Origin of the sequence: Serratia ficaria, from assembly GCF_900187015.1 — a bacterium.
Classification (GTDB): Bacteria; Pseudomonadota; Gammaproteobacteria; order Enterobacterales; family Enterobacteriaceae; genus Serratia; species Serratia ficaria.
The window spans coordinates 1473640-1494612 of sequence record NZ_LT906479.1 but is presented as its reverse complement, the minus strand read 5'-3'; the positions used below and the strand labels follow the sequence as shown (position 1 = coordinate 1494612).

Genomic DNA, 20973 nt, shown 5'->3' with positions numbered 1-20973 from the left:
AGCCGTGAGGAATGCCATGTCATCTGCCATAACCCTGCGTCAGGCGGGAATTGTCGACGTTGACGCCGGGCGCAACGTCACCCTGATCGAACCCTGCAACCTGTACGGCTGCCGGCTCGGCGACGACGTCTTCGTCGGCCCGTTTGTCGAGATCCAGCGCAATGTCAGCATCGGCGCGCGCAGCAAGATCCAGTCGCACAGCTTTATCTGCGAATACGTCACCCTCGGAGAGGACTGTTTTGTCGGCCACAACGTCACCTTCGCCAACGACCTGTTTAAACAGGGCGCGCCCAATGCCGATCCGGCGAGCTGGGGCCGCACGCGCATCGGCGATCGGGTGGCCATCGGCTCCGGCGCCACCGTGCTGGCGGTAGCTATCTGCAGCGACGCGGTGATTGGCGCCGGGGCGGTGGTCACCCGCGACATCACGCGCCGCGGGATCTACGCCGGCAATCCGGCGCGCTTAATCCGGGAGCTGACATGATGGGCCCGGCCATTCAGATCGCCGCCGTCGGTCAGCTGCCCGCCGGCTATCTGGCAAGCTGCGACTTCAGCTTTCAGATAACCTGCTATGCCCAGCCGCTGTTCGACACCCCGATCGACCGCTGGCCGATCCGCCCGGTAGCGCCGTTTCGCAAGCACTATCCGCTGGCGCCGTTCGTCAATGAGGAAAGCGAGACCTTCCTCGCCCGCCACCGCGGCGAAGCCGTCGGCCATATCACCCTGAGCAAAAACTGGAATGGCTATACGCTGATTGAGGAGATCGCGGTCGGCGCCCACGTACGCCGCCTGGGGGTCGCCAGCGCGCTGCTGGACTGCGCCAAAGACTGGGCGCGGCGACAGGAAACCTCAGGTATGATGCTGGAGACGCAGAACAACAATCTGGTGGCCTGCCGCTGCTATCAGCGCTACGGGTTTATCCTCGGCGGCATCGACCACCTGCTGTACCGCGCGCAACCGGAAATCGCCGACCATGAAATCGCGCTGTTCTGGTATCTGCCGTTCAACAGCGAGATCGGCTACTGATGTGGGTCATCGTTTAGACTGTGTTTAATGCTTAACCACTCGCCAAGGGATGAGAACTGTTATCATTTATATGATAACCACGCGAAACCATTGGAGGGTTGAATGTACAAGGTTGTTTTACTGATGCTAGTTATAGCCATGAACGGGTGTACCCCGCGTCCGCCTGCCGACGCGCCGCCGAATACCGCGTCATCCCCGACGGATCCCCAGGTGAAGATCGACGACGCCACCTCAAGCAAGCTCGATGAGATCCTCGCGCTGCGCACCGGCTGGCCTGCCGGGCAGGCCGCTGGCCGCACCCGCGCGCTGATCGCGCAGCAATTCCTCGGCACGCCTTACGTCGCCAACAGGCTGATCGGTTCGCAGCATACGCCGGAGCAGCTGGTGATCGACTTCCGCGGGCTGGATTGCTTTACCTACATCGACTACGTCGAAGCGCTCAGCCAGGCCGATACCCGCGCCGGGTTCGTCCGGCGTCTGATCCGGACCCGCTATGTCAACGGCGAGGTCAGCTTCCAACAGCGCAAACACTTCTTCACCGACTGGGCGCAGCGGCCTGCGGCGGTGGCGAAAGACATCACCGCGCAGCTCAGCCCGCACGCCGTTACGCTGAACAAAAACCTCAACGAGAAAGCGGACGGCAGCCGCTATCTGCCGGGGCTGGACAACCTGCGCCGCAGCGTCACCTATATCCCCAGCGACCATGTCGACGCCAAGGTGCTGGCCCAGCTGCGCACCGGCGATTATATCGGCATCTATACCAACCTGCCGGGGCTGGACGTCACCCATACCGGCATCTTTGTCATGACCGACGGCGGCCCGGTGCTGCGCAACGCGTCATCGCGCAAGGAAAACATGCGGGTGGTGGATTCGCCCTTTATGGATTACGTGCTGGCCACGCCGGGTATCCTGGTGCTGCGCCCGCTTTAACGGTTATTAGCTATAGCCGTTTGTGCTGAACAAGCATTTGACTTGGCCGGCGGTTCAGGCTTAGCTGTCAGAACAAAACCAACTGATTTTATTGTTCTTTTCAGGGAGAAGTCGATGACCAAAAGCTGGCGTTTCACCCCTCTGCTGGCGGCTTTGGCCGCCGTGATGGCGCTGCAGGGCTGCGATCAAAAAACCGACCAGAATCACATCAAGGTCGGGGTGATTAACGGCGCCGAACAGGACGTGGCGGAGGTCGCCAGGCAGGTGGCGAAAGATAAATACGGTTTGGAGGTCGAACTGGTCAGCTTCAGCGGCTCTTTGCTGCCGAACGACGCCACCGACAAAGGCGAGCTGGACGCCAACGTGTTCCAGCACCGGCCGTTCCTCGAGCAGCAAAACAAGGATCACGGCTACAGGCTGGTGGCGGTCGGCAATACCTTCGTGTTCCCGATGGCCGGCTACTCGAAGAAAATCAAATCGCTGAAAGAGTTGCAGGACGGCGCGGTGATCGCCATTCCGCTCGACCCGACCAACCTTGGCCGCGCCCTGCTGCTGCTGGAAAAAACCGGCCTGATCGGTTTGAAACCGGGCAAGGGGCTGTTGCCCACCGCGCTGGACATCAGCGCCAACCCGCATAACTACAAAATCATGGAGCTGGAAGGCGCACAGCTGCCGCACGTGCTGGACGACCCGAAAGTCACCGTCGCCATCATCAGCACCACCTATATCAACCAGACCGGGCTGACGCCGACCAAAGACGGCATCTTTATCGAAGACAAAAATTCGCCGTACACCAACATCATCGTGACGCGCGAAGACAACCGGCATGCGCAAAAGGTGCAAAACTTCGTCAAGGCCTACGAATCGGACGAGGTAGCCAAAGCCGCGGAGAGCATCTTCAACGGCGGCGCGGTAAAAGGCTGGTAAACCGCGGTCATTTCACCCGGCGGCGTCCACCAGCCGGGTGATCCCCGCCGCCCCCGCATAGCACTCCAGCAAAAACGCCGTCACGGCGACAATGCCCGGCGCATGGCGAATATCATCATGCACCGTCAGCCAGATCTCGCGGCTCAGCGCCTGCTCCGGCGACAGCCGCTGCAACCCGGCGTCCTGCGCCACAAAATGCGGCAACAGCGCCACGCCGGCGCCGGCAACCGCCGCGGCGGCCTGGATCATCAGATCATTGCTGCGCAGCGCCAGCGGCCGCGAACCCGCCTGTGCCAACAGCCAGCGCTGCTGCGCCGGCGCGGCGCGATCGTCGTGATAGCCGATAAACGCGCGCTCCGCATCCGGCGTAACCTGCAGATAATCCGCGTCGGCGTACAGGCCAAACTCCACCGTGCCGATTTTCCTCGCCACCAGATCGCTTTCATTGGCGCGACTGAGCCGGACGGCGATGTCGGCTTCGCCGCGCAACAGCGAGCGGTTAGCGGTATCCGCCAGCAAGACGGGCCGCAGATCCGGATAACGTCTCTGCAGCTCGCCGAGGCGCGGCGCGATCAGCTTCACCCCCATTACCGGCGGTACACTCAATGTCACCTCGCCCGATACGCCCTGCCGCCCCCCCAGCGCCGCGCGCCCGACGGCAAACGCATTGAGCGCCATGGCGTCGCCCTGCTCGGCGATGCGTAACCCATCGGCAGTCATCAGGTAACTGCGTGGGCGACGATCCACCAGCTTCAGCTGCAACGACGCCTCCAGGCTGGCGATGCGCCGTGCCACGGTGGCGTGATCGACCTGCAGGCTGCGTGCCGCGCCGGACAGCGATTTTTCGCGTGCGAAAACCATAAAGTAGTGCAGATCTTCCCAGTTGAACATGGGTGTTTTCTCACATGCCAAGTGAATGTATAGGGAATTCTACCGCAAAGAGCACGAGCGCAAACTGTTTCCCGTTCGCATTATCAACAAAAGGAAACCGTTATGACCCCTTCTCTGCCGCTGGCCTATTTGGGCGTGATCGTCGCCACCTTTTTTTGGGGCACCAATTTCAACGTCGGCGCTTACATCATCGCCCATCAGCCGCCGATTAGCGCCTCGATAGAACGTTTCAGCCTGGCGACCTTGATGCTGTTGCTGGTGTTCGGCCTGCGCGGCCAGCTGCGCCTCAGCGCGCTGAAAAACAACTGGCCGGCCTATCTGGGCCTCGGGGTGCTCGGCTTTACGGTATTTAACCTGTGCACCTTCTTTGGCCTGCAATCCACCTCGCCGGTCAACGGCGCGCTGATCCTCGCCACCACGCCGCTGTGGACCATGGTGTTCAGTGTCATCTGGGAGCATGAAAAACTGAGCCCGGCGCGCGTCACCGGTTTGCTCTCCGGGTTTATCGGCGTGGCGCTGGTGATCACCCAGGGCGATATCCAGACGCTGTTGCGACTGGATATCAGCCCCGGCGACGGCATCATTCTGCTCGGCAGCCTGGCCTGGGCGCTGAATATGGTCGGCACCCGACGGTGGGTGCGCAACGCCACCGCCGTCGAAACCACCAGCTACTCGATGCTGTTCGGCACGCTGGCGCTGCTGCCGCTGGGCATGCTGTTCGAAGATCCCCGGCAAAGCCTGGCCGCCGCCCCGCTCGGCGTGCATGCCGCGGTGGCGTATCTGGCACTGTGCGGTTCACTGCTGGCCTATTTGTTGTGGTTCAACGGGCTGGAAAAAATCGGTTCGGTGCGCACCGCGATCTTCTTTAATCTGGCGCCGGTATTCACCATGCTGGTGGCTACCCTCACCGGCCATACCCCTAACCTCTGGCAACTGGCCGGGGCGGCATGGGTGATCCTCGGGGTGCTGCTGGCATCCGGCGCGCTGCGGCGTTTGGCGCCGGCGCATCCGGCGGCCAGGCAGCCATAGGTTTTCCTTATCTTCGCTATAAGAAAGCCCGATTTACCTTAACCTCGGGCCGGGAGCATAATGCGGCTATCTTCTGATTTATCACGGTAAACAGGAACCGCCATGATGCTTTCCGCCCCGCTACTGACCCTCACGGACGCCACGCCCGACGACATGGCCGCGATACAGCAGATTTACGCTCACCATGTGCTGCACGGCGCGGCGTCGTTTGAAGAAACCCCGCCGACGCTGGCGGAAATGCAGCAGCGGCGCAGCCAGGTGCTGCAAGCCGGCCTGCCCTGGCTGGTGGCCAAAAGCGACGGCCGCATCCTCGGCTACTGTTACGCGACGCCCTATCGGCCGCGCCCGGCTTACCGATATACGGTGGAGGACTCGGTGTATATCGCCGAAGGCCAGCAGGGCAACGGCATCGGCAAAGCGCTGTTGGCTGCGCTGATCGCCCGCTGCGAACAAGGCCCCTGGCGGCAAATGCTGGCGATCGTCGGCGATTCGGCCGCCAATCAAGGTTCGCTGGCGCTGCACCAAAAGCTGGGGTTCAACGACGTGGGCACGCTGAAAGCGGTGGGTTTTAAATTGGGAGAGTGGCGCGACACCCACATCATGCAGCGTGCGCTGGGCGAAAGCGGCGCTACTGCGCCGCGGTGAACATGGCGGGGGCAGGACGCCCCCGTTTTTGTCAGGCTTTCAAACGCGCGCGGATGGCGCCCAGCGACGACACCAGCAACAGCACCGCAGCGCCGGCGATCAGGCCGAACGCCACGTTCAGCAATGCCGGAATGACGCCCTGCAGAATATGGCCAAAGGTCGGCACCACGGTGGCGTAAGACGCCCAGTCCTCGAACAGGTGGTGCACCGGCGGCAGACCGTGGGTCAGGATGCCGCCCCCGACCATAAACATGGCGATGGTGCCGACGATCGACAGCGTTTTCATCAGGTATGGCGCGGCGCTGACGATGCCGCTGCCGAGCGTGCGGGCCAGCGCGCCGCTTTTGCGGCTCAGGTACAATCCCAGATCGTCCAGCTTGACGATGCCCGCCACGATGCCGTAAACCCCCACCGTCATCACGATGGCGATGCCGCACAGCACGATCACCTGTTGGCTGAACGCCGCGCCGGCGACGGTGCCCAGCGTGATGGCGATAATCTCGGCGGACAGCACGAAGTCGGTTCGCACCGCCCCTTTTACCTTGCGTTTCTCATAAGCCGCCACGTCCTCGTTGGCGTCCAGCGTTTCCTGTGCCTCCGGCGTCGATTTGGCATGCGCCAGGCTGTGGTACACCTTCTCGAAGCCTTCGTAGCACAGGTAGGCGCCGCCCACCATCAGCAGCGGCGTGATGGCCCAGGGCGCAAAGGCGCTGATCAGCAGCGCCAGCGGCACCAGAATGGCCTTATTGATCAACGAGCCCTTGGCGACGCTCCACACCACCGGCAGTTCACGGTCGGCCTTTACCCCACTGACCTGTTGCGCGTTCAGCGCCAGATCGTCCCCCAGTACCCCGGCGGTTTTTTTCGCCGCCATTTTGGTCATCAACGAGACGTCGTCCAGCAGTGAAGCGATGTCATCGATTAAAGTCAGTAAGCTACTTCCGGCCAAAGTGGTTCATCCTTTTTAAATTCATGGGTCATTATCCGTTTAGCATAGCGGTAAACCCCCATAAATGTGTATGAGATGATGGCGGAAAATACGTTGATCACTGACCTGGCGTCAAAACTTAGCCGGCTTTCAGGCTGCTCTGGGCGCTTTTCAACGCCTCTAATGCGCATTGCTGATCCAGATGCCCGCCCGGCGCGCCGCCGACGCCGATGGCGCCGACGACTTCTTCGCCCGATTTCACCGGCACGCCGCCGGCCAACAGCAGGAACCCGGGGATATCGCGCAGGTTGGCCGCACCGGCGTTCGCCTGGGCGCCCTTCATGACGTTTTCTGTCGCATTGCGGGTCGTCAGGGCGGTAAACGCCTTCATTCGGCTGGCTTCCACCGTGTGGGGGCCGGCGTTGTCCATTCTCTTGATCACCAGCGGCGTGCCGGCGCGATCCACCACGGTCACGGCGACGTTGTAGTTGCCGGCGCCGCAGGCCCGGATAGCGCTTTGCGCCAGCCGATCGGCCAGTTCGAGGGAGAGGGAATGTTGCGACACCACGCCGCCGGCCGCGTGGGCGAATGACGCCAGGCCGCCGATTAACACCAGGCTTGAGATAATGCGTTTCATATTGACTTGCTCCTTGCTTATTCCTTATGGATATCAGGGATAGTAAAAGGAGCCGCTTCGGCGGGCTATTGGCGCGATTACCTACGGCGCTAGGTAGTTATACCTAGACACCGGCGGTTTTAGGGCTTTTTCCGCAGCGCCAGCTCGCCGTAGACGTTCATCAGTTTGGGCAGCGAATTGACGTCGAGCTTGGCGAATATATTGGCGCGATGCGCCTCGACGGTGCGCGGAGACAGCGAAAAGCTGCGGGCGATCTCTTTGCTCGAACGTCCTTGCACGATCTGCTCGAAGACGTCGTTTTCACGGGCGGTCAGGGTAGCCAGCCGGCTTTGCATCAGCCGCAGTTGCCGTTGCCGCTGCTGCAATTGCCTTTGCTGTTCCAATGCGCTGCCGACCACTTCAAACAGCAAATCCGCATCGATCGGTTTGGTGAGGAATTCGAAGGCGCCGTTTTTGAACGCCCGGCGGCAGAGATCGATATTCGCGTGCCCGGTCATGATGATCACCGGGATCTCCAACCCCTGCCGCCTCCACTCGTCCAACAGCGTCAACCCGGTCTTGCCTGGCATCCTGATGTCCAGCAGCATACAGCCGGTCAGCGCATGCAGTTCACCGACGCTCTGTTCGAAAGACGGGGCGCTGTCGTACGCCTGCGTCTGCCAACCCACGGTGCCCAGCAGCGCGCTGAGCGAGGAACGAATCGCCGCTTCGTCATCAATCAGATAAATATACTGTGTCATCGTCACTCCTGAGCATGCACGGGCAGCCAAATCCTGAAGCAGGCGCCCTGCCCCGCGATATTGCTCGCCTCGATGCTGCCATTAAGGCGCTGTACCAGCGTGTCCGTCAGCGCCATCCCCAGCCCGATGCCATTGGCGCGCGTGGTGAAAAAGGGCATGAACACCTGCTGCAAAGCCTGCTCCGACAGCCCGGGGCCGCCATCGGTGAGGGTCAGCGCGATGCCGTCGTCAGCGGCGCCGGCCTCCAGTCTGATCCATGCCGTGCCCGCGGCCTTGTCGGCTTGCGCCTGCACCGCGTTGTTCAGGATATTGTGCAGAATTTGCTCTACCCACAGCGGCGGTGCGAACAGCAGGGGCAAACCGTCGGGAATGCGGCTGCTGACCTTGATCCTGTTGCGGCGGATTTCGTTGTCCAACAGCGTCGTCACCCTCGCCCAAAGCGGCCCCAGCGCCACCGGTTGGTAATCGACCTGCTCGCTGACCAGTTTCTGCCGGAATTGCTGCAGCAGCGCGTCCGTACGCTTAATTTGCACCACGGCGGCCTCCAGCAGCGGCGGCAGCTGTTCGACCTGCTGGTGCCGCAGCAGACGCAATGCGGTTTGGTTATAGCTTAAAATGGCGGTGAGCGGTTGGTTAAGCTCATGCACGATGCCGGCGGTGAGTTCCCCCAGGGTATTCAGGCGCGTAAGTTCGGCGTAATGGGCGCGTAAATCGGCAATATCGCGCCGGCGCTGGTTGGCGCGATATTGGCTGACCAGATACAGCGCCAGCCCCCAAAACAGGGCCGGCGACAGGATTGTCGGCCAGGGCAACGCAGCCCAGTCGGGGTTATCGCCGGCGGCGAGCACGAAAGGTTGCGACTGGCTGGCGATCACTTTTTCCCACTGCCAATAATAGCGCCGCTCCGCTACGCCCCGCTCGAACAGCGGCCGATCGTGCCAAAGAACCGCCAGGTGGCCGAAGGCATTTTTCCCCGCCAGCTCGCCGATCAGCCGGTTCAGGTCGATCAGCACGGATTGTTTTTCGGCGTTGAGCCAGTAGCGGCCATTCGGCTCCACCACGATAGCGCGCCGCGGCTCAATGCTCGGATGCGGCCGCCAGCGAATAATTTGCGGAAAAATGCGCTGCACTTCCCAGCGGTATCGGCTTGCCGGCAATAGCGGAATGATCGCGTCATGCTGCGACAGCTTCACCGTCACATCGCGATAAAGAATGCGAAAGTTCGCGCTTTTCTCTTCATATTGCTGCTGCAAAAAATAAGCGCTCAGCCCAGCGCCGGACAGCAACGTAAGCAGCGTCCAGCCTATTATTTTCACCATACCCCATGCGTACCCTGCGCAGATCCCCTTGACATTTAATAGCATAAAAGGCGCGGCGATGGGATTCGGCAGCGCAGGGCACGGCTAAAAAAATCAGGCCGGATGCCGTCTTGCCTCTATCCCGCTGCCGGCACGTTCAGCTGCCAGGACAGGCCAAAGCGATCGTTGAGCCAGCCGAAACGCGCGCTGAAGCCGTAATCATCCGGCGGCATCAGCACCTTGCCCTCTTCCGCCAGCCGGGCGAACACCCGCTCCAGCTCGGCTTCGCTGGCCAGATTGACGAACAGCGAAACCGCCGGGGTAAAGCTGAAATCGTGGCTGATCGGGCTGTCGATAAACACCAGGTTCTGCCGATCAAAATCGATGGTGGCGTGTTTAATCAGCCGCTTGCCGTCGGGCGTCTCGTCATAGTGCTGCAGCTGCGTCACCCTGAAGCGTTCAAACAGCTCGCTATACAGCGCGATCGCCTGCTGGGCCGCGCCCTGAAACATCACAAAGGTTGAAACCTGGCTCATCGGGTTTGCTCCGCTAACGATGTGGCATTAATGGAGGATAGCGGATAAACGCAGCTGCGCACCGGCGATATTGGCGCGCAGGATGTGATGGCCATCGCGAGAGAGGATTTGTCATCAAGCGGCCCGCGGCAAGGGCGGCAGGCCGTGAGCGGATTACTCGGTTTCGTTTTTCGCCAGACGGGCGTCTTTTTGGCGGCGGTAGTCGCGGGCGGCGGCCGGGATTGGCGTCACCTTGCCGGTTTCAATCCAGCTGCGCAGGCGGTTGGCGTCGGCAAAATGGGTATATTTGCCGAACGCATCCAGCACCACCAGCGACACCGAGCGGCTGCCGATCATAGTGCGCATCGCCAGACAGTGGCCCGCTTCATTGGTGAAGCCGGTCTTGGTCAGCTGAATGTTCCATTTCGGGTTATACACCAGGTGGTTGGTGTTGCGGAACGGCAGCTGATAGTTAGGATCCTTGAAGCTGGCCGTCCGTTCGGTGGTGGTGCTGAGCTGACCAATCAGCGGATACTGCTTGGTGGCGATCAGCAATTTGGTCAGGTCGCGCGCGGTCGAGACGTTATGAATCGACAGCCCGGTCGGCTCCACGTAATGGGTGTTGGTCATGCCGAGCGATTTGGCCTTGGCGTTCATCGCTTTGATGAAGGCGTTGTAACCGCCCGGATAATGGTGCGCCAGGCTGGCGGCGGCGCGGTTTTCCGAAGACATCAGCGCCAGCAGCAGCATGTCCTTGCGGCTGATCTCACTGTTCAGACGCACCCGCGAGTAGACCCCTTTCATTTCCGGCGTCTGGTGGATGTCTACCGACAGCATCTCGTCCAGCGGCAAATGGGCATCCAGCGTCACCATCGCGGTCATCAGCTTGGTGATCGAGGCGATCGGCACCACTTCGTCGGGGTTGCGCGCATACATTACCTTGTGGGTCTGCATATCCACCACCATGGCGCTGCCGGACGCCAGCTCGGGCTGGGTGGCGTGCGTGGCCGCGGCGTTGTCGCTGGCCAGCGCGCGCGGCGCGAAGCCTGCGCCCGCCTGCAAAGCGAGCAGGGTTAGTACCAAAACACGTATTTTCACATGCATTACTCTGAAATGGGGGGCTTGAACTTAGCGGATTATATGTGAGGGTTCGGCGCTTGGCACTGGGATTATGCGTCGCATTTGTGACAAATTCTGTCGGCGCAAAAACGACGCAAACCGCGGGCGCTCAGGGACCAGCGCCCGCGATTGAAAAGTTACAGCGCGGGTTGCCATGCCGACTGCGGCAGCAGGTACAAACCGGCTTGCTGCTGCGCGCCGGCGCCGACGATGTGGCCGATGCCGGCCGCCATCACCGCCAGCGTCACGTCGAAGGCGTTCAGGCTGTCGCCGTAGCCCGCCGTCAGGTTGAACATCGAGCCGTTGGCCAGCAAATAGAGCGTTTTCCCCGCCAGTTGGTAAGCGTTAACAAACGGCATTGGCTCGCTGTGCGGCAGGTGTTGCAGGAAAGCGACGTCGATCTCTTCCGCCACGTGGCCGACGTTGAGGATAAACGCCCCGTCCTTCGCCTGCTGCAAATGGCTCGCCGACAGCACGTTTTTCGCGCCGGTGGCGGTGGCGATCACGTCCGCCTGGCCCACCGCCGCCGCCAGGTCGACCACCGGCCAGCCGTCATACCGCGCCTGCAGCGCCCGCGCCGGATCGATTTCCGCCACTGTCACCTGGCCGCCGTAGGCCCTGGCCGCCGCAGCCACGCCCTGCCCGACCAGCCCGTAACCGATCACCAGCACGGACTTTTCATGCAGGGTCAGGTGGGTGGTCTGGAAGAAGGTATGCCAGGCGGTCAGGCCGACCATATGGCGGTTGTGCAACCCCTCTTTCACCGGCAGGTCGTCCCAGTTGAAGATCGGGTAACGCGGCGCCATGCCGTTCAGGCGGCTGATGCCGGAACCGGTCGCCTCCAGACCGGCGATAATCTGCGGCCCGCCGGCGCTCTGGTGCAGGCGAGCGGTCAGATCCGCCCCCATTTCGCACAGGTGAGTCGGCCGCCAGGCCAGCGCGCGATCGAAAGACGCCGACCAGTCGGCGGCGCTCATGTCGCGCCAGGCGTGTGCCTGCGCGCCCCGCCGCTCCAGCCAGGCGACCACGTCGTCCTGTACCGTGGTCGGGTTGCAGGTGGTGAGGTAAACCGCCGCGCCCTTGTCCAGCAGGCCGGCCACCAGCGGCGCCATTTTCAGATCCAGGTGCATGTTGCACGCCAGCCGCACGCCGTTAAGGTCCGGCAGCGCCGCCACCGCCGCGCGGGTGCGCGGCATATGGCGCATCGCCCAGGTCAACTCGCTCTCAAAATCCTGATACATCCGTTGCTCCTCTATTGCGCCGCGCCGTCGGGGCACGGCAGAATTATTGGTCGGCCCGTCGGCTGAGCCGCCTGATCGCCTGCGGCGACAGGCCAAACAGGCGAATAAACGCCCGCCGCATGCGTTCCGGATCGCTGAAGCCCACCGCGCGGGCAATCGTTTCCAGCGCCTCGCTGCCTTCTTCGATGCGCAACCTGGCCGCCTCGACCCGCAGCTGTTCGATCACCTTGGCCGGCGTCTGCCCGGTTTCGGCGCGGAACAGCCGGCCGAACTGCCGCTCGCTCAGGCAGGCGGCGGCGGCCAGATCCGCCACCGCCAGCGGTTGCCGCAAGCGTTCACGCGCGAAGGAAAGCGCGGCGCGAATGCGATCGGACGACGGGTTCAGCTCCAGCAGCAACGAATACTGCGACTGGCCCCCGGGGCGGCGGTGATACACCACCAGCTGGCGCGCCACGCCGGCGGCGACCGTCTCCCCCAAATCGTCCTCAATCAGCGCCAGCGCCAGATCTATGCCGGCGCTGATGCCGGCCGAGGTCCAGATATCGCCGTCACGAATGAAGATCCGATTGCTGTCGACGCGGATACGCGGATAGCGCTGCTGCAGCTGCGCCGCATGGTACCAATGGGTGGTGGCGCGTTTGCCGTCCAGCAGCCCGCAGGCCGCCAGAATAAACGCGCCGGTGCAAACGCTGGCGATACGGCGCGTCCGCCGGCGCTGGGTCAGCAAGAAATCCGCCAGCAACGACGACTGCGCCGCCGCCTCGTTGCCGCGCCCGCCGGCCACCACCAGCGTATCGAAACGGGCGTTGTCGCAGGGCCGGGTGGCGATCTCTACCCCGGCCGAACTGGCCACCATGCCGCCCTGCGGCGAAATGGCCAGGCAGCGATAGGCCGGCGCGTCGGTGAACTGGTTGACGTTGTCGAACGCCGCCAGCGGCCCGGCGAAATCCAACAGGTTAAAACCGGGAAAAACCACGAAGCCGATAGTTTTCATGATGGCGCTTTTTGAGGGTTATCCGTCATATCAGCCAAAATCATGGCGGCTATTATTAACCAGGTCAAACTACAAAACTGAGGCGAATGTCATGTCTGCACCATTAGTGATTGTTTTTCCTATCTATCAGGGCGTTACCCAGCTCGACTTCACCGGTCCGCTACAGTTTTTGCGCCGCATGCCGGGAGCGGAAATTATCGTCGCCTCGGTGGACGGCGCCGATATCGCCTCGGAAGGCCTGCATTTCACCCGGCTGCAAAAGTTGCAGGAGGTGACTCGCTGCGACGTACTGTGCGTGCCGGGCGGCGGCGGCTGCGTCCAGGCGCTGCAGGATGCGCGTTTTATGCGGCAAATTCGTCGGCTCGGCCCGGATGCGCGCTACCTGACCTCGGTATGCACCGGTTCGCTGATCCTGGCCGCCGCCGGCCTGCTGCAGGGCAAACGCGCCGCCTGCCACTGGTCGATGCGCGACAGCCTGGCGCTGTTCGGCGCCATCCCCAGCAGCGCGCGCGTGGAACGCGACGGCAACGTGATCAGCGGCGGCGGCGTCACCGCCGGCATCGACTTCGCGCTGGCGCTGATCGCCGAGCTGCATGACGAGGAAACCGCGCAGATGATCCAGCTGTATCTGGAATACGCCCCGGCGCCGCCGTTCCAGGGCGGCACACCGGAGCTGGCGCCGCCGCACATTCTGGCCAGGGTTCAGGCGCAAATGGCGGACAGCCTGCGGCTGCGGCGGGAACAGGTGGCGCTGTTAGCCCAGGGGTGACGATCGGGCGTATACTTGCTCTTATGCGTCAGTCACATAAGGAGTGAGCGATGACCGATCTGGCCCATTACATTACGGAATATGGCTACTGGGCACTGTTTATCGGCTGTCTGGCTGAGGGGGAAACCATCACCCTGCTGGGCGGCATCGCCGCCCATGAAGGGTTGTTGCATTGGCCGCTGGCGATCGCCGTGGTGGCGTTGGGCGGCACGCTGGGCGATCAGTTGCTGTATTTCCTCGGCCGTCGCTATGAAGGACGGGTGATTTCCCGGCTGAAGGGGCAAGAGAAACGCATCGCCCGCGCCAGAAAATTAATTGCACGCCATCCGATGCTGTTCGTGATCGGCGTGCGTTTTATGTATGGCTTCCGCATTATCGGCCCGGTGCTGATCGGCGCCAGCAGGTTGCCGCCGTCGCGTTTCGTGCCGCTGAACGTTTTCGGCGCCATCCTGTGGGCGAGCATCTTCGTCATGCTCGGCTATTTTGGCGGTCAGGCGATCGAAGGTTTCGTCAGCGGTCTCGACAAAAAACTCTCCAGCCTGCTGTTCGTCGCGCTGGCGATCGCGGTGATTTTGCTGCTGCGCTTCTGGTGGCGCCGCCGCCATGCCGATTAACGCTAGCGGCTCAGCATCAGCTTCAGCCCGAGCAGCGCCAGCACGCCGCCGCTCAGCCGATCGAACCAGGCCTTGAAGCGCAGATAGATGCGGCGCGGGCGCGGCGAAGACAGCACGAAGGCCACAAAGGCGTACCACAGCACGTCCACCGTCAGCGCGATCGTCGGCAGCAGCAGATACATCAGCGGCGAAATCTCGTGGCTGAGCAGCGCGGCGAACACGCTGCCGAACACGATGGCGGTGTTCGGGTTGCCCAACTGGGTCAGCAGGCCGGTGGTGAACGCCTTGCGCATGCCCAGTGGCCGGCTGCCAACCGCCTCTACGTTCAACGGACGGCTGGCGCCGCGCAGCATGTTGAACGCCAGGTAGATCAAATAGGCGCCGCCCAACAGCTTGAGCGTGCCGTACAGCCAGGGCAGCGCCAACAGCAACGATTGCAAGCCCAGCAACGCCAGCAGCGCGAAGATAAAGCAGCCGACGCCCATCCCCAGGGCGACGGCCATGCCGGCGCGGCGCGAAGAGGCCACCGCGGTGCGCGCCACCAGAATAAAGCTTTGCCCCGGGCTCATCGCCCCCAGCGCGATCGCGCCGGTAATGCTCAATACCGATAACAGCGTCTCGTTCATCTTGCCCTCTGCCTCGTGATAGTCACGTCGTTCAAGGTAGCGCAGCGATGAAAATAAAAGCAACAGGTACGCGGACGTCACGCCGCCGGCGGCGCATCGCGCATCAGGGCCACCAGCTCGCGGGCGGCCTTGTCCAGCGGCCGGCTTTTCAGCCAGATCAGGTGCATCGGCAGGCGCAGCTCATTCTTGGTATTCTTGAATTTCAGTCGCACCAGTCGCCCCTGCGCCAGCAGCGGCGCGGTCAGCGACAGCGGGAAATTGCCCCAGCCCAATCCGGCCTCGACCATGTTCAACGCCATCGGCAGGCTGTCGGTGCGCCAATAAGATTCCGCCACCCGCGGCCGCAGATCGACCATCGGCAGATCGCGGCTGGCCACCATGATCTGCCGCACGTTGACCAGATCTTCCAGAAACAGCTCATCCGCCGCACCGCTCAGCGCCGGATGCTGCGGCGACAGCGTGGCCACCAGCGATTCGGCGCCGACGAAATGAAACTGCTCCGCGCTGTTGACGTTCAGCCCGCCGAACGCCAGACAAACGCTCACCCGGCCCTGATGCAGCATATGCAACACCTCATCCTGCGGCGCGGTCAGCACCTCGATATCCAGCAGCGGGTAGCGCTGCGACAGGGTTTTCACCGCCGCCAACAGCCCGGCGCCGTTGATGTCCGACGTCACGCCGATCGAAAGTCGGCTTTCCAGCCCCTGAGAGAGCTCGATGGCGTGCACCTGCAGCTGCCTGAGCTGGTCGGCGATCAGCCGCGCATGGGGCGCCAGCGCCAATGCCAGCGCGGTCGGCGTCGGTTCGCGGTGCGAACGGTCGAACAGCGGGAAGCCGAGCTCCGCCTCCATGTTGGCGATCGCCATGCTGACGGCGGAAGGCACTCGCCGCAGCGAACGCGCAGCGGCGGAAAACGATCCGCGATCCAGCACCGCCAGAAACAGCTCGATGTTGTCACTGGAAAAATTCATTGCGTTACCTGTCAGAATATCTGACAGCTCCTGACTTTTTCTATCAATACGATTGACGCTATCTTAGCCGTCGTCGCCAAACAGACAACAAAAAATAAGTCAGGAGAAAACAATGCAAGGCGTTAAACGCAAACTGGTGTATGTCACCGCCTACGAAATCATCGGCATGGCGATCTCGGCGCTTGGGCTGGCGCTGCTGTCGGGCCATGCGCCCAGCAGCACCGGGCCGCTGGCGGTGGTGATCACCAGCATCGCGGTCAGCTGGAACTTTATTTACAACTCGCTGTATGAAAGCTGGGAAAGCCGCCAGGTTTCGCGCACCCGCACGCTCAAGCGGCGCATCCTGCATGCGGTGGGTTTTCAACTGACGCTGGTGATGTATCTGATCCCGCTGATCGCCTGGTGGATGGGCATTACGCTGTGGCAGGCGCTGCTGCTGGATATGGCGCTGATCGTCATCATCCCGTGCTACACCTTCCTGTTCAACTGGGCGTTCGACAGGCTGTTTGGCCTGCCCGCCTCGGCCCTGCCGGCCGGTGAATCGGCCTGAATCCTCCCCCGCACAACGCGCCTGCCGTAAAACCCTCTTTACCTCGGCAGGCGCGCCAATATTTCCGCTCTTATTTCATCCCGCGAAATATAAGAACAACTCCCTGTAATTTGCACGGTAATTATTATTTTGTGATTTTAATCACTTTTTATTCCTCGCTATTTCCGTATTGATAGATTTATACATCTTATTGAATAATATATTCTTTTATATATGGATTAAAAAATAAACACAATTGCTCACGATTTATACGCAGGTTTTTTTGCCACATTTACGGAGAAAAGGTAGCATGCCTCGCCGTTATTTCATGGCGGCTGTACACACAATAAACAACAGAATGATGCCACGACCTCATTCTCATAACGATTGGCGGTAGCAATCGTTTGCTCTTCGAGCAGGGTTAACCATAGACAGGTAAACAGGACGGATGATGCAATCAGATAAAAAGTCTGCGCATGACAAGCACGCAGCCAGAAGACGTTGGTTAGACTCCCATGAATCCGGTTATCACAAGAGCATGGGCAACCGGCAAATACAAATGATCGCCATCGGCGGGTCGATCGGCACCGGTCTGTTCCTCGGCACCGGCGGGCGGCTGGAACTGGCCGGGCCGGCACTGGCGCTGGTCTATCTGGTGTGCGGGATTTTCTCGTTCTTTATTCTGCGCGCGCTGGGCGAGCTGGTGCTGCACCGCCCTTCCAGCGGCAGCTTCGTGTCTTACGCCCGTGAGTTCCTCGGCGAAAAAGCCTCTTACGTCGCCGGCTGGATGTATTTCCTGAACTGGGCGATGACCGGCATCGTCGACATCACCGCAGTGGCGCTTTACATGCACTATTGGGGCACCTTCGCCGACGTGCCGCAGTGGCTGTTCGCGCTCTGCGCCCTCGGGGTGGTCGCCACCATGAACATGATCGGCGTGAAATGGTTCGCCGAGATGGAATTCTGGTTTGCCTTGATCAAGGTGGTCGCCATCGCGCTGTTCCTGGTGGTGGGCGTGGTGTTTCTCGGCACCGGCACCCCGGTGGCGGGCCACACCACCGGCCTGCACCTGATCACCGAAAACGGCGGTATGTTCCCGCACGGCCTGCTGCCCGCGCTGGTGCTGGTGCAAGGGGTAATCTTCGCCTTCGCCGGCATCGAGCTGATCGGCACCGCCGCCGGCGAATGCAAGGATCCGGCCAAAATGATGCCGAAGGCCATCAACAGCGTCATCTGGCGCATCGGCCTGTTCTACGTCGGTTCGGTGGTGCTGCTGGTGCTGCTGCTGCCGTGGAACGCCTATCAGGCGGGCCAGAGCCCGTTCGTTACCTTCTTCAGCAAACTGGGCGTGCCATACATCGGCACCGTCATGAACATCGTGGTGTTGACCGCGGCGCTGTCCAGCCTCAACTCCGGCCTGTACTCCACCGGCCGCATCCTGCGCTCCCTGGCGATGGGCGGCTCGGCGCCGAAGTTCATGGCCAAAATGAGCGGCCAGCAGGTGCCCTACGCCGGCATCCTGGTGACCTGCGGCATCTACGTGATCGGCGTGGTGCTGAACTATCTGGTGCCTTCGCGGGTGTTCGAGATCGTGTTGAACATCGCCTCGCTGGGCATCATCGCCTCGTGGGCGTTTATCATCGTCTGCCAAATGCGCCTGCGCAAAGCGGTGCGCGAAGGCCGCGCCCAGCCGGTATCCTTCAGAATGCCCGGCGCGCCGTTCACCTCCTGGCTGACGCTGGCGTTCCTGCTGGCGGTGGTTGTCATGATGGCGTTCGACTACCCGAACGGCACCTGGACCATCGCCACCATCCCGGTGCTGGCGGTGCTGCTGACGCTGGGCTGGTTCGGCCTGCGCAAGCGCGCGCAGGAGGTGAAGCTGGAACAGCAGGCTCACGAAGAGCAATCGACGCACTAACCCCGCGAGCCGCCCCAACCGGGGCGGTTTTTTTTATCCGCTACAGCCGGCCGTAGAAGGTCATTCTGGCGCTTTCCGACAGCATGATGCCCGGCTGAGCGTTGTAGGCCAGCACCACCAGCATACGGGTAGCGTTACCCTCGGTCGGCGTCACCCGATGCATGGCGTTGCGCCCGCGAAACAGCACCAGGTCCCCCTCTCCGATCGCCAATCGCTTCACCGCCCGCCGGCCGTCCAGCACCTGCGTCACCCCGGCGTAGTTCATCTCGCCGCCGTCGGCGTCGCGCAGGTTTTCCACATATTCGAAGTGCCCGCCGGCTTCGGGCTTCTGTATCAGCAGCGTAATGGCGAACGACGAATTGTCGAAATGCCAGCCCAATTCTTGCCCGGCACGGGCGTAATGCAGATTGATCGACGACAGCCGATCGGCATAGGGATAAAGCTGCTCCTCGCCCAGCACCGCACAGAGAAAATCACGGAACGGTAGTGCGTCATACAGGGTGCGCAGCGGCGACTGCGCCGGAATGTCTTCATCGGTAATGCAGCCCTTGGACGACACCACCAGCCGGTTGCGCGCATGCCCGGCGGGCAGGCTTTCGTCCTGCGGCCGCAGATACACGTTGTGTTTGCTGGCGGCGTAGAACGCCGCGGGGCTGTGCTCCGCCCCTTCCAGCCGCACGGTTGCCAGCGCCGCTGCGCTCAAAAAACCCGGCAGCACCAGCGCGCCGGCGGCGTCCAGCGTTTGCCTGCAGCGCGTCCGAAAGGCCGGATCGCCGATCGGGTTAACGGATAAATCAACAATATTAGCGAGTTGCCGCATGACATTCCCCTGGATGCGCGATGGCCGGATACCCCCCACTGTAACCAATGGCGCATTGCCGCCATAACAAAAATACGTTATGGATAAGCTAACCGATTCTTAACGATAATCCTGCCATGAACTCACCGTCCCGCGGGCGTTTGCCCAAACTGAGCGCCATTCTGGCGTTCGAAACCGCCGCCCGCACCGGCAGCCTGGCCAGCGCGGCGGACAGCCTGGCGCTCACCGCCGCCGCCGTCAGCCAGCAGATCCGCCAGTTGGAACAGCATTTGGGCATCCCGCTGTTTATCCGCGCCAAACGCGGCGTGACGCTGACCGAACAGGGGGCGGACTATCTGGCTTACGTGCAGGAAGCCTTCGAGACGCTGCGGGTGGCGCAACAGCATGTCGATCGCCAGCGCGGCAAGCAAACGCTGACGGTGTTCGCGCTGCCGGCGCTGGCGTCAAAATGGCTGAACCCGGCGATCGGCGACTGGCAGGCGCTCAGCCCCGATGGCGATCTGCGCCTGCACGCCACCCATGCCGCAGTGGATTTCGCCCACTCGGCGGCGGATTTCGCCCTGTGCTTCGGCGATCAGGATTACCCGCTGCTGGAGAAGGTGCGGCTGTTTCAGGACCGGGTGCAGCCGGTGTGCAGCCCGGATCTGCGCAGCCAGGGCGACTGGACGCAACGCCCGCTGATCCACCTGGACTGGGGCAAGGAAAGCCAGTTTTTGCCCGGCTGGCATGAATGGTTCAGCGCCGCCGGTCTGCAACCGCCGCCGCGGCGCGGCCTGACTTATAACCTGACCTCGCTGGCCATTGACGCCGCCGTGCAGGGGCGCGGGGCGCTGCTCGGCCAACGCGGGCTGATCGAACGCGAGCTGGCCAGCGGCGCGCTGGTCCCGCTGGCCGAACCGGCGCTGCCGCTCAGCAAGCCCTACTACGTGGTCTATCCGCAGCGCACGCTGGACAAACCCGGCGCGGCGGCGTTTCTGCGCTGGCTGCAGGCACTGAGTCAACGCGCGGTATAGCCGCCGTCGATGCTGTAGAACGCGCCGGTGGTGAAGCTGCTGTCGTCCGACAGCAAAAAAGCCACCGTTTTCGCCACTTCTTCCCGGGTCGCCATTCGCCCCATCGGGTGCGATGCGGCCATTTGCCGGCGCAGCTGCGCCGGCAGTTCCCCCATCGCCGGCGTGTCCACATAACCCGGCCCAACGGCGTTGACCCGCACGCCTTGCGCGGCAAACTCCAACGCCGCCGAGCGCGTCAGGCCGAGAATGCCGTGCTTGGCGGCGGTATAAGGCGCAATCCCGGCGATGCCCACCACGCCGTTGGCGGAAGAGAGGTTCACCACCGCCCCGCCACCGCTGGCGACAATCGCCGGCAACGCATATTTCATGCCGAAAAAAGTCCCGCTGAGACAGGTTTCAATCACCTCACGCCAGTCTTCGTTGGCGTACTGGCTGATGGGCACCTCATGTGGCCCGGTAATGCCGGCGTTATTGACCAGGCAATGGAGCCCGCCGCAGCGCTGCAGCGTGCCCTCAATGCCGCGGCTCACCGATTGCGGGTCGCGCACGTCCATCACCAGCGGGATCGCCCGCCGCTCGCTGGGATCAATTTTCGCCGCGGCCGCCGCCAGGGTTTCCCGGTGGCGGCCGGTCATCATCACCGTCGCTCCGCGGTGGAACAGCTCGGCGGCAACCGCCTCGCCGATGCCGGTGGATGCGCCGGTTACCAGCGCTACCCGATGCGCGAAATCCTGCATATCGCCTCCTCGTGCTTAAGCCTGCATTAAGGCTAGAACAGGCGAGTGTCAGTTTC

At 62.2% G+C, this 20973-nt stretch carries 24 protein-coding genes; 11 read left to right on the top strand and 13 right to left on the bottom strand.

Annotated features, from left to right (window positions below; all coding sequences use genetic code 11):
- The first annotated feature begins 16 nt into the window (after positions 1-16).
- The 4 genes from CKW09_RS07125 to CKW09_RS07110 all read left to right on the top strand — a co-directional run bounded on the left by CKW09_RS07125 (position 17) and on the right by CKW09_RS07110 (position 2883).
- Positions 17-484 carry an acyltransferase gene (locus tag CKW09_RS07125; protein ID WP_061797748.1) on the top strand — a complete coding sequence of 156 codons (468 nt, stop codon included), beginning with the start codon at positions 17-19 and terminating at the stop codon, positions 482-484.
- Positions 484-1026, top strand: a complete 543-nt coding sequence (locus tag CKW09_RS07120) for a GNAT family N-acetyltransferase (RefSeq protein WP_061797750.1) — start codon at positions 484-486, stop codon at positions 1024-1026. Before CKW09_RS07125 ends, CKW09_RS07120 begins: the two co-directional genes overlap by 1 nt.
- Before the next feature lie 102 nt (positions 1027-1128).
- Positions 1129-1956, top strand: coding sequence for a DUF1460 domain-containing protein (locus CKW09_RS07115; protein WP_095096350.1), 828 nt, complete (start codon positions 1129-1131; stop codon positions 1954-1956).
- A 114-nt stretch (positions 1957-2070) separates the two neighbouring features.
- The gene (locus tag CKW09_RS07110; protein ID WP_095096347.1) at positions 2071-2883 is read left to right on the top strand and encodes a MetQ/NlpA family lipoprotein; all 813 of its coding nucleotides are present in this window, start codon (positions 2071-2073) and stop codon (positions 2881-2883) included.
- A gap of 12 nt (positions 2884-2895) precedes the next feature.
- On the opposite strand, the gene CKW09_RS07105 is transcribed toward CKW09_RS07110, so the two are convergent.
- Positions 2896-3774 (bottom strand): LysR family transcriptional regulator, encoded by an 879-nt coding sequence (locus tag CKW09_RS07105; RefSeq protein ID WP_061797753.1) that lies wholly within the window; start codon positions 3772-3774, stop codon positions 2896-2898.
- 102 nt (positions 3775-3876) lie between these two features.
- Between CKW09_RS07105 and CKW09_RS07100 the strand changes: the two genes are divergently transcribed.
- Both CKW09_RS07100 and CKW09_RS07095 read left to right on the top strand, forming a co-directional pair.
- Positions 3877-4803 carry a DMT family transporter gene (locus tag CKW09_RS07100; RefSeq protein ID WP_095096344.1) on the top strand — a complete coding sequence of 309 codons (927 nt, stop codon included), beginning with the start codon at positions 3877-3879 and terminating at the stop codon, positions 4801-4803.
- 102 nt (positions 4804-4905) lie between these two features.
- Positions 4906-5448 carry a GNAT family N-acetyltransferase gene (locus CKW09_RS07095; RefSeq protein WP_095096341.1) on the top strand — a complete coding sequence of 181 codons (543 nt, stop codon included), beginning with the start codon at positions 4906-4908 and terminating at the stop codon, positions 5446-5448.
- A 31-nt stretch (positions 5449-5479) separates the two neighbouring features.
- Here CKW09_RS07095 and CKW09_RS07090 read toward each other — a convergent pair whose 3' ends face one another.
- The 8 genes from CKW09_RS07090 to CKW09_RS07055 all read right to left on the bottom strand — a co-directional run bounded on the left by CKW09_RS07090 (position 5480) and on the right by CKW09_RS07055 (position 12920).
- On the bottom strand, positions 5480-6397 hold the full coding sequence (locus tag CKW09_RS07090; RefSeq protein ID WP_061797756.1) for a DUF808 domain-containing protein: 918 nt from the start codon (positions 6395-6397) through the stop codon (positions 5480-5482).
- 118 nt (positions 6398-6515) lie between these two features.
- On the bottom strand, positions 6516-7013 hold the full coding sequence (locus CKW09_RS07085; RefSeq protein WP_061797757.1) for a GlcG/HbpS family heme-binding protein: 498 nt from the start codon (positions 7011-7013) through the stop codon (positions 6516-6518).
- 119 nt (positions 7014-7132) lie between these two features.
- Positions 7133-7753 carry a response regulator transcription factor gene (locus CKW09_RS07080; protein WP_061797758.1) on the bottom strand — a complete coding sequence of 207 codons (621 nt, stop codon included), beginning with the start codon at positions 7751-7753 and terminating at the stop codon, positions 7133-7135.
- A 2-nt stretch (positions 7754-7755) separates the two neighbouring features.
- The gene (locus CKW09_RS07075) at positions 7756-9072 is read right to left on the bottom strand and encodes a sensor histidine kinase (RefSeq protein ID WP_061797759.1); all 1317 of its coding nucleotides are present in this window, start codon (positions 9070-9072) and stop codon (positions 7756-7758) included.
- Between the two features lie 116 nt (positions 9073-9188).
- Entirely contained in the window at positions 9189-9587 is a 399-nt protein-coding gene (locus CKW09_RS07070) for a VOC family protein (protein WP_061797761.1), read from the bottom strand.
- A 153-nt stretch (positions 9588-9740) separates the two neighbouring features.
- On the bottom strand, positions 9741-10670 hold the full coding sequence (gene pbpG / locus CKW09_RS07065) for a D-alanyl-D-alanine endopeptidase (RefSeq protein ID WP_061797762.1): 930 nt from the start codon (positions 10668-10670) through the stop codon (positions 9741-9743).
- Positions 10671-10822: 152 nt separating this feature from the next.
- Positions 10823-11926, bottom strand: coding sequence for an adenosylhomocysteinase (locus tag CKW09_RS07060; protein ID WP_095096338.1), 1104 nt, complete (start codon positions 11924-11926; stop codon positions 10823-10825).
- 43 nt (positions 11927-11969) lie between these two features.
- The gene (locus tag CKW09_RS07055) at positions 11970-12920 is read right to left on the bottom strand and encodes a GlxA family transcriptional regulator (RefSeq protein ID WP_061797764.1); all 951 of its coding nucleotides are present in this window, start codon (positions 12918-12920) and stop codon (positions 11970-11972) included.
- A 91-nt stretch (positions 12921-13011) separates the two neighbouring features.
- Here CKW09_RS07055 and CKW09_RS07050 point away from each other — a divergent pair, with 91 nt between their 5' ends.
- Positions 13012-13689: a DJ-1/PfpI family protein gene (locus CKW09_RS07050; protein ID WP_095096336.1), complete on the top strand. Its 678-nt coding sequence runs from the start codon at positions 13012-13014 to the stop codon at positions 13687-13689.
- A gap of 50 nt (positions 13690-13739) precedes the next feature.
- Positions 13740-14303 (top strand): DedA family protein, encoded by a 564-nt coding sequence (locus CKW09_RS07045; RefSeq protein ID WP_061797768.1) that lies wholly within the window; start codon positions 13740-13742, stop codon positions 14301-14303.
- Positions 14304-14305: 2 nt separating this feature from the next.
- On the opposite strand, the gene CKW09_RS07040 is transcribed toward CKW09_RS07045, so the two are convergent.
- A complete protein-coding gene (locus tag CKW09_RS07040) occupies positions 14306-14929 on the bottom strand; it encodes a LysE family translocator (protein WP_061797770.1) in 624 nt (207 codons plus the stop codon).
- Positions 14930-15006: 77 nt separating this feature from the next.
- Positions 15007-15900, bottom strand: coding sequence for a LysR family transcriptional regulator (locus tag CKW09_RS07035; RefSeq protein WP_061797772.1), 894 nt, complete (start codon positions 15898-15900; stop codon positions 15007-15009).
- Between the two features lie 112 nt (positions 15901-16012).
- On the opposite strand from CKW09_RS07035, the gene CKW09_RS07030 reads away from it, so the two are divergent.
- On the top strand, positions 16013-16450 hold the full coding sequence (locus CKW09_RS07030) for a PACE efflux transporter (protein ID WP_061797774.1): 438 nt from the start codon (positions 16013-16015) through the stop codon (positions 16448-16450).
- Positions 16451-16880: 430 nt separating this feature from the next.
- A complete protein-coding gene (gene ansP, locus CKW09_RS07025) occupies positions 16881-18347 on the top strand; it encodes an L-asparagine permease (RefSeq protein ID WP_061797804.1) in 1467 nt (488 codons plus the stop codon).
- Between the two features lie 40 nt (positions 18348-18387).
- Here the strand turns inward: ansP and CKW09_RS07020 are convergent, their stop codons facing one another.
- Positions 18388-19167, bottom strand: coding sequence for a HalD/BesD family halogenase (locus CKW09_RS07020; protein ID WP_095096333.1), 780 nt, complete (start codon positions 19165-19167; stop codon positions 18388-18390).
- Between the two features lie 116 nt (positions 19168-19283).
- Here CKW09_RS07020 and CKW09_RS07015 point away from each other — a divergent pair, with 116 nt between their 5' ends.
- Positions 19284-20180 carry a LysR substrate-binding domain-containing protein gene (locus CKW09_RS07015; protein WP_095096329.1) on the top strand — a complete coding sequence of 299 codons (897 nt, stop codon included), beginning with the start codon at positions 19284-19286 and terminating at the stop codon, positions 20178-20180.
- On the opposite strand, the gene CKW09_RS07010 is transcribed toward CKW09_RS07015, so the two are convergent.
- A complete protein-coding gene (locus CKW09_RS07010; RefSeq protein ID WP_061797778.1) occupies positions 20165-20917 on the bottom strand; it encodes an SDR family NAD(P)-dependent oxidoreductase in 753 nt (250 codons plus the stop codon). The genes CKW09_RS07015 and CKW09_RS07010 overlap by 16 nt on opposite strands.
- Positions 20918-20973 lie beyond the last annotated feature (56 nt).

What these genes read in the sequence shown, in the direction of transcription:
- CKW09_RS07125 (WP_061797748.1), top strand. Translation starts at nt 17, where the DNA reads ATGTCATCTGCCATAACCCTGCGTCAGGCGGGAATTGTCGACGTTGAC.
- CKW09_RS07120 (WP_061797750.1), top strand. Translation starts at nt 484, where the DNA reads ATGGGCCCGGCCATTCAGATCGCCGCCGTCGGTCAGCTGCCCGCCGGC.
- CKW09_RS07115 (WP_095096350.1), top strand. Translation starts at nt 1,129, where the DNA reads ATGTACAAGGTTGTTTTACTGATGCTAGTTATAGCCATGAACGGGTGT.
- CKW09_RS07110 (WP_095096347.1), top strand. Translation starts at nt 2,071, where the DNA reads ATGACCAAAAGCTGGCGTTTCACCCCTCTGCTGGCGGCTTTGGCCGCC.
- CKW09_RS07105 (WP_061797753.1), bottom strand. Translation starts at nt 3,774, where the DNA reads ATGTTCAACTGGGAAGATCTGCACTACTTTATGGTTTTCGCACGCGAA.
- CKW09_RS07100 (WP_095096344.1), top strand. Translation starts at nt 3,877, where the DNA reads ATGACCCCTTCTCTGCCGCTGGCCTATTTGGGCGTGATCGTCGCCACC.
- CKW09_RS07095 (WP_095096341.1), top strand. Translation starts at nt 4,906, where the DNA reads ATGATGCTTTCCGCCCCGCTACTGACCCTCACGGACGCCACGCCCGAC.
- CKW09_RS07085 (WP_061797757.1), bottom strand. Translation starts at nt 7,013, where the DNA reads ATGAAACGCATTATCTCAAGCCTGGTGTTAATCGGCGGCCTGGCGTCA.
- CKW09_RS07080 (WP_061797758.1), bottom strand. Translation starts at nt 7,753, where the DNA reads ATGACACAGTATATTTATCTGATTGATGACGAAGCGGCGATTCGTTCC.
- CKW09_RS07075 (WP_061797759.1), bottom strand. Translation starts at nt 9,072, where the DNA reads ATGGTGAAAATAATAGGCTGGACGCTGCTTACGTTGCTGTCCGGCGCT.
- CKW09_RS07070 (WP_061797761.1), bottom strand. Translation starts at nt 9,587, where the DNA reads ATGAGCCAGGTTTCAACCTTTGTGATGTTTCAGGGCGCGGCCCAGCAG.
- pbpG (WP_061797762.1), bottom strand. Translation starts at nt 10,670, where the DNA reads ATGCATGTGAAAATACGTGTTTTGGTACTAACCCTGCTCGCTTTGCAG.
- CKW09_RS07060 (WP_095096338.1), bottom strand. Translation starts at nt 11,926, where the DNA reads ATGTATCAGGATTTTGAGAGCGAGTTGACCTGGGCGATGCGCCATATG.
- CKW09_RS07055 (WP_061797764.1), bottom strand. Translation starts at nt 12,920, where the DNA reads ATGAAAACTATCGGCTTCGTGGTTTTTCCCGGTTTTAACCTGTTGGAT.
- CKW09_RS07050 (WP_095096336.1), top strand. Translation starts at nt 13,012, where the DNA reads ATGTCTGCACCATTAGTGATTGTTTTTCCTATCTATCAGGGCGTTACC.
- CKW09_RS07045 (WP_061797768.1), top strand. Translation starts at nt 13,740, where the DNA reads ATGACCGATCTGGCCCATTACATTACGGAATATGGCTACTGGGCACTG.
- CKW09_RS07040 (WP_061797770.1), bottom strand. Translation starts at nt 14,929, where the DNA reads ATGAACGAGACGCTGTTATCGGTATTGAGCATTACCGGCGCGATCGCG.
- CKW09_RS07035 (WP_061797772.1), bottom strand. Translation starts at nt 15,900, where the DNA reads ATGAATTTTTCCAGTGACAACATCGAGCTGTTTCTGGCGGTGCTGGAT.
- CKW09_RS07030 (WP_061797774.1), top strand. Translation starts at nt 16,013, where the DNA reads ATGCAAGGCGTTAAACGCAAACTGGTGTATGTCACCGCCTACGAAATC.
- ansP (WP_061797804.1), top strand. Translation starts at nt 16,881, where the DNA reads ATGCAATCAGATAAAAAGTCTGCGCATGACAAGCACGCAGCCAGAAGA.
- CKW09_RS07020 (WP_095096333.1), bottom strand. Translation starts at nt 19,167, where the DNA reads ATGCGGCAACTCGCTAATATTGTTGATTTATCCGTTAACCCGATCGGC.
- CKW09_RS07015 (WP_095096329.1), top strand. Translation starts at nt 19,284, where the DNA reads ATGAACTCACCGTCCCGCGGGCGTTTGCCCAAACTGAGCGCCATTCTG.
- CKW09_RS07010 (WP_061797778.1), bottom strand. Translation starts at nt 20,917, where the DNA reads ATGCAGGATTTCGCGCATCGGGTAGCGCTGGTAACCGGCGCATCCACC.